Annotated in this window: 9 protein-coding genes and 1 pseudogene; 5 read left to right on the top strand and 5 right to left on the bottom strand. The window is 67.1% G+C overall.

The features are described from left to right. Positions 1 to 1,068: 1,068 nt before the first annotated feature. From EXQ71_00920 to EXQ71_00910, 3 genes are all read left to right on the top strand, one after another. Entirely contained in the window at positions 1,069 to 2,181 is a 1,113-nt protein-coding gene (locus tag EXQ71_00920) for a hypothetical protein (protein MSO86065.1), read from the top strand. Positions 2,182 to 2,876: 695 nt separating this feature from the next. Beyond that, a complete protein-coding gene (locus EXQ71_00915) occupies positions 2,877 to 4,937 on the top strand; it encodes an acyltransferase (GenBank protein ID MSO86064.1) in 2,061 nt (686 codons plus the stop codon). Then, positions 4,937 to 5,299 (top strand): hypothetical protein, encoded by a 363-nt coding sequence (locus EXQ71_00910; protein MSO86063.1) that lies wholly within the window; start codon positions 4,937 to 4,939, stop codon positions 5,297 to 5,299. Before EXQ71_00915 ends, EXQ71_00910 begins: the two co-directional genes overlap by 1 nt. Before the next feature lie 30 nt (positions 5,300 to 5,329). Here EXQ71_00910 and EXQ71_00905 read toward each other — a convergent pair whose 3' ends face one another. Beyond that, on the bottom strand, positions 5,330 to 5,911 hold the full coding sequence (locus EXQ71_00905) for a Fe-S cluster assembly protein HesB (GenBank protein ID MSO86062.1): 582 nt from the start codon (positions 5,909 to 5,911) through the stop codon (positions 5,330 to 5,332). Here EXQ71_00905 and EXQ71_00900 point away from each other — a divergent pair. Both EXQ71_00900 and EXQ71_00895 read left to right on the top strand, forming a co-directional pair. Then, positions 5,826 to 7,520, top strand: coding sequence for a hypothetical protein (locus EXQ71_00900; protein ID MSO86061.1), 1,695 nt, complete (start codon positions 5,826 to 5,828; stop codon positions 7,518 to 7,520). The two genes, EXQ71_00905 and EXQ71_00900, sit on opposite strands and share 86 nt — an antisense overlap. Further along, complete coding sequence (locus tag EXQ71_00895; GenBank protein MSO86060.1) at positions 7,495 to 8,046, top strand: hypothetical protein; 552 nt, start codon at positions 7,495 to 7,497, stop codon at positions 8,044 to 8,046. The genes EXQ71_00900 and EXQ71_00895 overlap by 26 nt, the downstream gene beginning before the upstream one ends. A gap of 230 nt (positions 8,047 to 8,276) precedes the next feature. On the opposite strand, the gene EXQ71_00890 is transcribed toward EXQ71_00895, so the two are convergent. The 4 genes and pseudogenes from EXQ71_00890 to aceE form a co-directional block, all read right to left on the bottom strand. Beyond that, on the bottom strand, positions 8,277 to 8,858 hold the full coding sequence (locus tag EXQ71_00890) for an ATPase (protein ID MSO86059.1): 582 nt from the start codon (positions 8,856 to 8,858) through the stop codon (positions 8,277 to 8,279). Further along, on the bottom strand, positions 8,851 to 9,225 hold the full coding sequence (locus EXQ71_00885; GenBank protein MSO86058.1) for a hypothetical protein: 375 nt from the start codon (positions 9,223 to 9,225) through the stop codon (positions 8,851 to 8,853). The genes EXQ71_00890 and EXQ71_00885 overlap by 8 nt, the downstream gene beginning before the upstream one ends. A gap of 72 nt (positions 9,226 to 9,297) precedes the next feature. Continuing rightward, positions 9,298 to 9,387, bottom strand: a pseudogene (locus tag EXQ71_00880) (Fe-S cluster assembly protein HesB). 59 nt (positions 9,388 to 9,446) lie between these two features. Further along, the gene (aceE, locus tag EXQ71_00875) at positions 9,447 to 12,146 is read right to left on the bottom strand and encodes a pyruvate dehydrogenase (acetyl-transferring), homodimeric type (GenBank protein ID MSO86057.1); all 2,700 of its coding nucleotides are present in this window, start codon (positions 12,144 to 12,146) and stop codon (positions 9,447 to 9,449) included. Positions 12,147 to 12,166 lie beyond the last annotated feature (20 nt).

Below are 12,166 nucleotides of genomic sequence, written 5' to 3'. Positions count from 1 at the left end.
CACCGACCAGGCGTGGCCGTGTCGTACTAGAGGGATAGTCGGCGGCCGAATCTCGATCGTTCATCTCGAGTCGTCGCGACCGAAACCCACGCTTGATTCGCGTAACACCGTTTGTGGCCGCCTTGACTGCGGCGGCGACAAACGTCGGCCACCGGTTTCGGTCACCCAGGTCGGCGACGAGAAACGTCCGTTAGTCGGCAGTCTGCGTGGGCTTCTTTGAAGCTGCTGCTGGCGGCCGAAACTACGAGGAGATTCCAGCGTCACCGTTTATGGGCCGCGCGACGGTGTGACGACGCAGCATGAACTTGTCGACGCCGCCGTTGACGTGGGCGTAGGCCCACCAGCCGGTGACATGTTTGCCGACCATCGCGGTGCGCAGGCGGCGGGTGTCGGATCGTCCGTGGTCACGGCAGGGCCCGCGGGGGCGGCTCCGCTCGTTCCCGTCTACCTGCCCTTCGGGCCGATGCGGCTGTACGACTCCCGCGAAAGGGGGCGGTCGGATCGGCCGAAACCAGACTCGGAATCTCGGGGGTGAGTTTGCTGAGCCCGAGGAGTTTGCCTACTGCTTCAACGTGAGGCTCACCGGAACCGTGGGGTCTACCGGATACTTGTCCCTGTTCCCGGGAGACGAAGAGTGGCCGGGAACCTCCAGCATCAATTGGGACAGACAAGGTCAGACGATCGCCAACAACGCCTTCACGTGGTTGTCCTTGGTGGACGGCTCGATCAACGTGCGCTGCGGAGCGACCACTGGCGGCAGCACGCACTTCATCCTTGACCTGGTAGCCATCGGTTTCATGATGGACGTTGGGGCGCTCGCCCGTGCGGGGATGAAGACGGCGCGGGTCGCATCCCGCGCTCCGTTCGCAGAGAGGTAGGGGATCGGAGCGGGGTCAGTCATCCACAGCACCTCCAGGTCGGCCCCTGCCCTGCGTGAGGGGCTTCGCTTGACGCCTGGGTGCGGCGCCGAGCCGACATGCTCCTCCGACAACCTCGCGGGCAAGCGCGGCCCGTTGACGGGGCTGGCCGCCAGATGATGCGCGGAGCGGCGCGTAGCATTGTGGGTGGATGCAGGAAGGTGGGTCGGTGATCGAGGCGGGCCCGTCCGCGGCAGTCGTCGCCACGGTCGCGTGGGCCGACGACCTGGCGGCTGACGATGCGGTCCACGAGGCCATCGAGGTGCTCACCCGAGCGAACCGGACCGAGCGTCACGGCGACCTCGAGCGGGCCCTCGTCCGGCTTCGTCGCGATGGCGCCGAGCTCCTCCCCCTTGGCCAGACGCGCCAGCCGAGCGCCATCGCCCCCGTCCCGGCCGACGGCACGATCGTCGAGGTCGCTTCCGAATCGCTGACCGCCGATGTGCTGCGCGATGGGATTGCCCGCAGTGGGTGCGTGCTGGTACGCGGGCTCGCCTCCGCCGAGCGGGCGGCGCGACTGGCCGCCGGGCTCGCCTCCGCCGAGCGGGCGGCGCGACTGGCCGCCGGGCTCGCCTCCGCCGAGCGGGCGGCGCGACTGGCCGCCGCCTACGACGCCGCCCTCGCCGGAAGCGGGTCAGTGGACGCGGGGTGGTACGACCCCGGCCCCATGCCCGACCGCGTCAGCCCCGGGCTGCCGGAGGACGTTCACCGGGCCTTCCTCCGGTCGCGGGGGAGCCTGTGGACGGTCGACTCGCCCCGGATGCTCTTCGAGCTGTTCGAGCTGATCGACGAGGTGGGGCTCGGCCCGCTGATGACGGACTTCCTCGGCGAGCGGCCCGTGATGTCCGCCATCAAGGGCACGCTCCGACGGATGCCGCCGGACGTCGACACCGACGGTCGCTGGTACCAGGACGGCGCCTTCCTCGGTGAGCACGTGGCCGCCTTCAACTGCTGGCTCGCGCTGACGCCGTGCGGGGTCGACGCGCCGGGGCTCGACATCGTGCCGAAGCGCCTCGAGGGTATCGTCCCCAACGACGGCGCCCGCTACGACTGGGCGGCGTCCGACGAGGCCGTGGCGGCCGCTGCTGCGGACACCCCCATCCTGCGGCCCGAGTTCGGGGCAGGCGATGCGCTGATCTTCGACCACCTCCTCCTCCACCGCACGGGAGCCTCCCCGGCGATGACGCAGGAGCGTCACGCCATCGAGTCCTGGTTCTTCGCGCCGTCGGCCTACCCCGCCGGTCAGGTCCCGGTCCTTTACTGATGGCTGCGCCGGACCATGCGGGTGACGTGCTGCCGGTGGTGCGCTGAGGGCCGCCGAGGGGAACTACACCTATGTCCTCACCGGCGAGGAGAAGTGGCTGAATCTCCGGCAGTTCCGAAACTCGGAGAAGCGGTCCGCCTTCGATCAGAAGGGCGTGCGCCCCGTCCGCGAGGAGACCTGCCCCTTCGACGGCAGGGGGGCGGACCACATCAAGCCCTGGCGCTCGGGCGGCAAGACCACGCTGCAGAACTGCCCGATGCCGTGTATCAAGGACAGCCGTCTGAAGTCCGGCTACTGACCGTCCCCTCTGGCGGCTGAGCGCGCCACCTCGGATGTTGTCGCAGGCCGGTACGCTCGTTGGGGTATGGCTGGCAAGGGCAAGCGACTCGACCACCTCCGCAACGCTGTCGAGGCTGCGTCAGGGCCGATGGGCCAGGTGGCCCAGCACCTCTGCACAGACGGGTACACGCACACCTACGAGATCGTTGTCGCTGGAACGCCGCCACATCGAGGATCGCCCGGCCGGGCGAACTACCCGAGCTCACGAGGCGCCGGCCGCAAGGCTGATTACCGATTGGCGGCCGGCGAGTGAGAGCATGCACGGCCATGCATGCCCGGTGCGCCTCGATCTCCGCCGGCGATGACGAGCGGTCGGCGTTGGATGTGTTCCTCTCGGAGAGCGGGGTGTTGGGGTAGTGGCGGGGGTCGGTGGGGTGGCTCCGGGGCCCGGGGATACGGGGTATCGGGCGTGGTTGGATGGGTTGCGGGCGGTGGCGGTGTATCTGGTGGTGGTGTTCCACGCGGGGGTGGCCGGGTGGGCGGGTGGGTTCGTGGGGGTGGACGTGTTCTTCGTCCTGTCGGGGTTCCTGGTCACCCGACTGCTGTTGAAGGACCTGACCAGCGAAGCGGGCCGGGTCGGCTACGGCCGGTTCTACGCCCGGCGGTTCCGGCGCCTGTTGCCGGCCGCGTTCGTGGTGTTGGTAATCACTGCCCTGGTCTATGCCGCGTTGGCGTCCCCGGTGGAGATCGCCGACGCGGTGGGCGGGTTCAAGGCCGCGTTCCTCTACGTCGCCAACTGGTACTTCATCGACCAAGCCGCCGACTACTTCGGGGCCGACCTGGCCACCAACCCCGTTCTGCAGTTCTGGTCCCTCGCCGTGGAAGAGCAGTTCTACCTGGCCTGGCCCCTGCTGCTCGGGGGCCTGTTCGCCATCACCCGCCGCTTCGGACGCGCCCAATGGCGCATCCGCCAAGGCACCATCCTGACCGCCGGGATCCTGTCGCTGGCCTGGGCCTGGTCGCTCCGCAACTCCGATCCCAGCCGCGCCTACTACGGCACCGACGCCCGCGCCTACCAGCTTCTCGCCGGCGCCCTCCTCGCCCTCACCCCCGGCCTCATCGGCCGCTTCCGGCGCTACGCCCGCGCCGCCGGATGGGTCGCCCTGGCCGCCATCGCCGGGATCGTGCTGGTCGCCTCCTCCGCCACCAACACCCTCGACCCCATCCAGCGCGGCACCGCCGTCACCGCCTTGACCGTCGTCATCTTGATCGGCCTGGAGACCACCACTACCGGCCCCGCCCGCTGGGGCCTCTCCCTGGCCCCGATCGTCTACCTCGGCAAGATCTCTTACGGGACCTACCTCTGGCACTGGCCCGTCATCCTGATCATCACCCGCACCTTCGGCCTCTCTCCCTGGAGCACCACCGCCTACACCGTTGTGGTCGCCACCGCCCTCGCATCGCTGAGCTACCAGCTCCTCGAACACCCCATCCGCCTCTCCCAGCTCCTCGACCGCCACCGCTACCCCGTCATCGCCACTGGCCTCGCCACCAGCGCTCTCTCCGCCCTCCTCCTCATCCCCAACATCCTCCAACCCACCACCACCCGCACCCCCATCACCACCACCACCGCCACCAGCGGCTTCATCCCTGTCCCATCCGACCTCGACTACAGCGCCATCAAGTCCAACAACGGGATCAAACTGCCGGACTGCCTGGCCAAGCCCGCCTCCGCCTGCACCATCGCCACGGGCGACGGCGCCAGCATCCTGCTCATCGGGGACAGCCACGCCGGCATGTTGATCCCTGCGTTCCTCGCCATCGCCGAAGAACACGACCTCACCCTTTCTGTGTCCGCCCGGCTGGCCTGCCCCTGGCAGCGCGACCTCTACGTCGTGCCGCAGAACGACCCTGTCGCACGGCGGAAGGCCTGTGAGCGGGCGAAGGAGGACACCTACAATCGGCTCCTCGACGAGCTTGACCCCGACGTCGTCGTCGCCATGAACCTCGGCTACGAGCGAGGCGAAATGATGACCGTGCTGGGGCCTGATGGCGACGAGCTCCTGAGCGGATCCGCGGAGCTGGAGGACTGGATCGAGGAGACCACGACGCGCTCGTTGGCCGAGCTGCGCGCCGGAGGTCGCAAGGTCGTCCTGCTCGATCCCATCCCCTATGCGGGTGACGGCTTCAACCCCCTGAGCTGCCTCTCGGAGGCCGAGGTGGTGGACGAGTGCCGCTACGTGGCGGACCCCACCCGCAGCTCCCTCGAAGCGCTGTATCGGGAACTGGACGCGGCAGATGACCAGGTGTGGTCGTTGGATCTGGACGGGTTGGTGTGCCCGTTCCTGCCGATCTGCGACCCGATCGTGAACGGCGTGGTCGTGAACAGTGACTTCACCCATCTGACGAGCTCGTTCGTCAAGACCTTGGCGCCCGATCTGTACGAGTACCTGATCGAGAACGGGGTGTTGAGGTAGTGGCGGGGGTGGGTGGGGTGGCTCCGGGGCCGGGGGAGTTGCGCATCATGAACGGTGCCCAGCGGATAGTGGCCGACTACGCCACAGTCGACACGGAGGAAACTGTGCGCCGGACTGTTCTCGGAGGTCAGAGTTCAGGGCGGCATGTCCCGGAGGACATCATCCGCCGGACCCTCGGATCCGTGTCAGGCACCTTCCGTGAAGCGGCTGAACGTGACCTATGCGACGAGCTTCGCCTCTTTGACAACAATGGGGACACCCCACGCCGTACCTTCGAGCGCAAGAACGGGGTCTCTAACATCATCGGTCCAGAGGCCTACGAAGCGTTCGTGCGCAAAGGTCCGGACTATCCCGGCGACTAGTCATACGAAGGAACGTCGGGCACGATACGCTCAGCCGTCCTTGCCCTTGCCCTGGGCTTTCATCATCTTCTTGAAGGCCCGTACTTCCACCAGCGCGTCGGGCGAGTCGACGTCGGCGATGGATCGGTGCGTGGCATCCGAGAAAGGCTGGGCGGGCCCCTCCCAGCCTGGCGGAGTGATCCCGAATCGCTTGGCCAGCAGGGCCTGGAAGATCTTGGCCTTCTCGCCGCCAAAACCCGGAAGGGCGCGCAGTCGGTCAAAAAGTTCCTCACCGGTGGATACGCCGGTCCAGATCGCCTCGGCCTTGCCGTCGTAGTGATCCACGAGGTGGTGGCATAACTGCTGGGTTCGCTTGGCCATGGAGGACGGGTAGCGGTGCAGGGCGGGCGGGCCCGTGAAGTGCCTCTCGAGTTCCTCCAGCGGCAACTCGGCAATGTGGGCAGCATCAAGGGGGACGCCCAAACGCTGTTGGAGCCTCAGCGGCGAGGCGAACGCCCACTCCATCGGCACCTGCTGGTCGAGCAACATGCCACAAAGTAGAGCAAGCGGGTTCTCGGTCAGGAGGGCGTCTGCTTCGGGGTTGCCCGTGAAGGGGGTCTTGATAGTGGTCACTGCGAAGCAGCCTACGTGCCCATCTCGTTCGACTTCTCCCGGCTCGACCCGGTGTGGAAGTAGGGGCTGGAGGTTCCTCGACCGATTCAAGAACCTCACCGACGCGTTCGAGCCGCTACCGCCCCTGAGCACCGCTCCCCTCGCCGCGCTAACCGGCGGTGCCGACCGAGTCGCGGTCGTCGACTGCGAAACCACCGGCGTCTACAACAGCGACCGCATTGTCGAGATCGCCATCGTCACCGTCGACCTCAACGGCCAGGTTATCGACGAATGGGACACGCTCGTCCAGCCCCAGCGCGACGTCGGCGCCTCCCACATCCACGGTCTCACCGCCGAAAGCCTCCGGGACGCACCCACCTTCGCCGACATCGCCGGCGACATCGCCATCCGCCTCCACGGCGCCTGCCTCGCAGCCCACAACCTCGGTTTCGACCGGCGCATGCTTACCAACGAGTACGAGCGGATCGGCGCCGACTTCGCCGCGCCCTCCGGGCTCGACACCCTCACGGCAACCCGATGTCGCCTCGAAGTCGCCTGCACTGAACACCGCATCACGCTCGTGGACCACCACAGCGCCCTCGCCGACGCAACCGCCACCGCCACGCTCCTCATCCGAGTCGCCAGCGGCTGCGGCACCGGCGGTCCCGCCGCCGCTCCGGTGGGCCTCACTCGATCAGGTCGTGTCCTTCGCCGTGGCGTCATCGCCACCGTCGTGGTACCGGACCCACCGCACGTCGCTCAACTCGCCTACGCCCTCAACCACGACGGCATCGAAGCGGACATGCTCGCCTACCTCGACGTCCTCGGACGCGCCGTCTCGGACCTCCACATCGACCGAAACGAACGCGCCGAACTAGCGGTGTGGGCCGCCGAGCTGGGACTCAACGAGGCACAGCTCGCCCAAGCCCACCGCCGCTACATGAACGACCTCATCGATGCTGCCCTCGCGGACGACGTCGTGACCGACGACGAGCTCGATGTCCTTCTGCGGGTGGGTAGCGCGCTGGAAGTCGATCCCAAGACTGTCGAACAGCGCACGCGGCCCGCCCGGATCACGACTACCACGGTGCCGCTCACCGAAGGGATGAGCGTCACCTTCACGGGCGACGACCCGGCGCACACCCGAGCTGAACTCATCGACCGCGCCACCAGCTTCGGACTGATCGTCGGCAAGAGCGTCACCAAGCAGACCGACCTGCTTGTCGTCTACGAAGCAGACACCTCATCGGGCAAGGCAACCAAAGCCCGGTCCTACGGGGTCCCGATCATCACGACCACCCAGTTCGCCGGCGCCAGCCTCGGCGACCCCCTCGAAGCGATCGGATCGTCGACCGAGACGAAGAAGGTCGTGACCTGCCCCGACTGCCACGCCACCTGGACGGTGGGAGCCAGGTCGGGAGCGCAGTCCACCCGCCGATGCGAGGACTGCGCCCCACCGCGACCCGCCACCCATCCATCTGCGCCCCGCTCGGCCGTCCCGGCGGCCCCCACGATCGAGACGCTGACCTGCACCGACTGCGGTCTTCCGTGGGTGCGAGAGCGCGTTCGGGGACGCAAACCACAGCGGTGTCCGAGCTGCTCCGGTGACACACACCCCGGTGTGTTCTGAGGCTGCCGGGAGGACCGGGCGACACGGAGCGGTACTGACGTTCGCGGTCAATAACTGCCGATCTGACGCACTCGCGGCGCCGCCCGACACCCTTTTGGCTCAGCCGGACCTGTCCGAACGGCCGAGCCACGCCGGTCGGCGCTGCGATCTAGAGGGGCCGCTCGTCACCCCGGATTCATCGTCGGCCTGCGAGGCGGCGGGGAGCGAAGGACGACTCGATCGACGGACGAGGAACGGTCTCCGCCTCCCACGTGGCGGCGTCGACTTCGGTACCGCCGTCCCGGGCCAGGAAGCTGCCGCCGCTTTCGACGGCCGCAACGAGTTCGGCAGCACCGACGGCCTGACCGTGCACGGGGTGGTGTCGTGGGCGGCTGCCCGCACCTTCCTGGGTCTGGGTGGAACCGGATCGCGGTCGCAAGCTACGTCAAACGCCTGTGCGGAGTCCTTCGATCCACCCGCCGGTTTCCGGGAGGTTGCGCGAGTCCGAACGGGGACCACCGCCTGCATCATCAGCGGCATCACCTAGTCGGGGCCGCGCCACGGTGGCACGGGCCCACCAAAGGTGGGTCTGGGCGAGCTCGGATGTGGGCCAAGCGGGGGGGGCATCGCTCACGTGCCAGTCACGCCGGTGCGTGGGGCGGCATGAGAGGACGTGGAACTTCTGTTCGTTGCTGTATGAGCTGGTCGGCCTTGGGATGCCGGTGGCGGACATCTTGGGCTTCGGCAGGGCAGGAGACGACGGCGAGGCGACGCCGCTCAACGGCCCGCGTTGCGCAGGGCCTCGGGTGTCCAGGTGGGCCAGGGTGCGTCGCCGAGGGCGTAGCCGCGCTCGAAGGTGGCGACGATCCGGAACGGCTTCGCGGCCCGGCTGTTGTCGTAGACGGTGGCGTTGTCGACCACGGTGATGGCCTCGGCGACGAGTGGCCACAGTCGCCCGTATCGCTCGCGGATCTTGGCCTCCGGGACGGTGTGCCCTCCACCCTCGACCCGGTTCGCCACGCGGGCCACGGCGAGGGCTTCGGGTACGAGCACGATGTGCAGCGACACCAGATAGCTCGCGTTGACGGCGGCGCTGACCAGCTCGAGCTTGGAGCGGTGGGAGAAGACCGTCTCGGTGACGAAGGAAGTCCGGGCCTCGATCAGCTCGGCCCGCCGTGTCGCCGCGAGGGCGGCGGCGTCGTAGGACCGGCGGGCGGCATCATCGGGCCAGTTCTGCACGGCGATCACGTCCGCGTTCACGAGCTCGAGACGTGTTGTCGGGCCGATCACGAGTTCGTGAAGGGTGGACTTGCCGGCACCGTTCGGTCCTACGACGAGGTGGAGGACCGGGTCAGGCATCCGGCGGGCGTTCGGCGGCCTGGTCGCGGTGGACGACGGTGCCGCTGTCGTCGAGCTCGACCCAAGCCCGCCCGTCCCGGGCGAACTGCTCAGCGAGGTTCAACGCCGCTCGCCGATCGTCCATCAGCGCGGACCACTCTGCCCGCACGATGGCCTGGTCCTTGGCGCTCAAGGAGTCGTACGACCGGCTCGCTGCGAGCACTGCGGCGATGTCCTTCTGCGCGATGCTGGCCGATGCCTCGATTTCCCGGCCGATCCTCGCCCAGTGGACGACCTGCTGGGATGCGCTGCGACTCTGGACCTCGCCGGCGAGCTTCGCCGAGGCGTAGAGGTCATCGTCGATACGAGCGGGAGACGTCGTGGCCACGGTTGAAGTGTAGCAATCTGCAACAGTGCCTGTCTACCACTGACGGACGCTTCTGTGCCTTCATTGCCCGTGCTGGTCGAGCACCATGCCACAGAGCAGAGCAAGCGGGTTTTCGGTGAGGAGGGCGTCTGCTTCGGGGTTGCCCGTGAAGGGGGTCTTGATAGTGGTTACCGGTTGGCAGCCTGCGTGCCCATCTCGGAGGACCGAGTGGTTGTCTTGCCTTAGGGCGTGAGCCGAGGGTCGGCTCGCTCGGGGTCGAGACCGTAGTGACGGATGGCTTCCGTGACCACCGGAGCCTGGAGTTCCCCATCGGCCACCAGTGCGGCCAGGGTGGCCACCACGATGTTGGCGGCGTCTACTTCGAAGTAACGCCGGAGCGCCTCGCGGGTGTCGCTGCGACCAAACCCATCGGTGCCCAGCGGAGTAAAGCGTCGACCCGGGGGAATCCAGCGGGCCACCTGGTCGGGGACGGCCTTCATGAAGTCCGTGACGGCGATCACCGGACCCTGCCCGGCAAGGATTTCCGTGACGCGAGCCCGACGGTGGGGTAGGTCCGGATGGAGACGGTTCCACCGTTCGGTGGTGAGCGCCTGTTCGCGTAGTCGCTTGTAATTAGTGGCGGAGAACAGTTCGGCGGCCACGTCATAGCGCTCGGCCAGTTCGGTCTGGGCCTCCCGAGCGGCCACGTTGGCCGCCCCCGAGAACACGATGGTGGCCTTATGCCGAGGGCCGCTGGGTGCCTCAGCCCACCGGTAGAGGCCTTCCACCACCCCCTTCGCCACGCCGTCCGCCATGGCGGGCATGAGTTGATTCTCGTTGTAGAGGGTGAGATAGAAGATGGTGTCTTCATTGTCGAGCCACATGCGACGCAGCCCGTGCCGCACGATGGTGGCCACTTCGTAGGCGAAGGCCGGGTCGTAGGCCTCCACCGCCGGATTCACCGATGCCAACAGGAGGCTATGGCCGTCTTGATGCTGGAGCCCCTCACCCATCAAGGTCGTGCGCCCGGCGGTGGCGCCGAGGAGGAACCCTCGGGCCCGGGCATCGGTCGCCTGCCAGATCAGGTCGCCCACCCGTTGGAAGCCGAACATCGAATAGAAGGTGAAGAAGGGCACCATCGGCACCCCTTGGGTGGCGTAACTGGTGCCGGCGGCGATAAATGACGCCAGACCGCCGGCCTCGGTGATGCCCTCTTCGAGGATCTGGCCAGACTGACTCTCCTTGTAGGAAAGCAACAGGGCGTGGTCTACCGGCTCGTAGTGCTGCCCGTGGGAGGCGTAGATCCCGAACTCTTTGAATAATGAATCCATGCCGAAGGTACGCGCTTCGTCCGGAATGATCGGCACTACCCGGGGGCCGAAGTTGGGATCCCGACAGAGGTTGCGGAGCAGACGAGTGAAGGACGTAGTGGTGGACGCCGCCTGGTGGCCGCTGCCGGCCAACAGGGGCTCGAACGCTTTCTTGGCCGGGAGTTCCAGCGGGCGTTGGATGTTCACGATCCGCTGGGGGAGTGAGCCGCCCAAGGCGTGGCGTTGGGCCCGGAGGTATTTTCCGATGTCTGAGTCCGCATCCACGGTGACGTAGGGAGGCTCCTGGTCATCGGCCAGGGCCTCCTCCGGCACCTCGTCTTGGAGGTGGAGTCGCTCGCGCAGGGCACGGAATTGGCCGGTGGTCATCTTTTTGATCTGGTGGGTGGCATTGCGGCTCTCCACCTCCGGGCCGAGTGTCCAACCCTTCACGGTCTTGGCCAGGATCACCGTGGGTCCGCCCACTTGCTCGGTGGCGGCGCGATACGCGGCGTAAAGCTTTTGGTAGTCGTGGCCACCACGAGGAAGGTTACGGATCTCCTCGTCGCTGAGGTGTTCGACCAGTTGTGTCAGGCGTGGATCGGGGCCGAAAAAATGCTCCCGGGCGTACGCGCCGGATTCCACCGCGTAGCGCTGGAACTCCCCGTCCACGGTGGTCTGCATTTTGGTCAGCAGCACGCCGTCCACGTCCCGCATCAGCAGTTCGTCCCACTTCTGGCCCCACACCACCTTGATGACATTCCATCCCGCCCCGCGAAACATCGCCTCCAGTTCCTGGATGATCTTGCCGTTGCCCCGCACCGGACCGTCGAGTCGCTGAAGGTTGCAGTTGACCACCCAGGTGAGATTGTCGAGGCCCTCGCGTGCGGCCAGGGAAATAGAGCCCAACGTCTCCGGCTCATCACACTCTCCATCGCCCACGAAGGCCCACACCCGGGATTCGCTGGTGTCGACCAGCTGGCGATTGTGAAGGTATTTGTTGAAGCGGGCGTGGTAGATCGAACACAGCGCCCCGAGGCCCATGGAGACGGTCGGGAACTCCCAGAAGGTCGGCATGAGCCGAGGATGAGGGTATGACGACAGGCCGCCACCGCCTATTTCGCGCCGGAAGTGATCGAGCTGGTCGGCGGTCAGTTGGCCTTCCAGGAATGCCCGGGCGTAGATGCCGGGAGCGGCGTGACCCTGCACATAAAGGTGGTCACCGGCCCGGCCGCCGTCTTTGCCGCGGAAGAAGTGATTGAAGCCCACTTCATACAAAGCGGCGGAAGACGCGAAGGTGGCGAGGTGACCGCCGATGCCCTGATCGTGGTGGTTGGCCTTGACCACCATCACCGCCGCGTTCCAGCGGATGAAGGCTCGGATTCGGCGTTCGATGTATTCATCGCCGGGGAACAACGGCTCCTGATCGGTTGGGATCGAGTTCACGTAGGGCGTCGACACGCTGACGGGGGCGCCCACATGAAGCTCACGGGCTCGTTCGAGCAGCCGGGCCAGCAGGAATCGGGCGCGGGTCCGCCCTTCGATGGTGGTGACGGCATCAAGGGAGTCGATCCACTCCTGGGTCTGCGCCGGGTCCGTGTCGGGGAGTTGATCCAGGAAGCCGTCAATGCTCATCTGTCCATTGTCTCGCTTCG

It is taken from the genome of Acidimicrobiia bacterium (genome assembly GCA_009694375.1).
Taxonomy (GTDB): Bacteria; Actinomycetota; Acidimicrobiia; order Acidimicrobiales; family VFJN01; genus VFJN01.
This window is presented reverse-complemented; position numbering and strand designations above follow the sequence as displayed.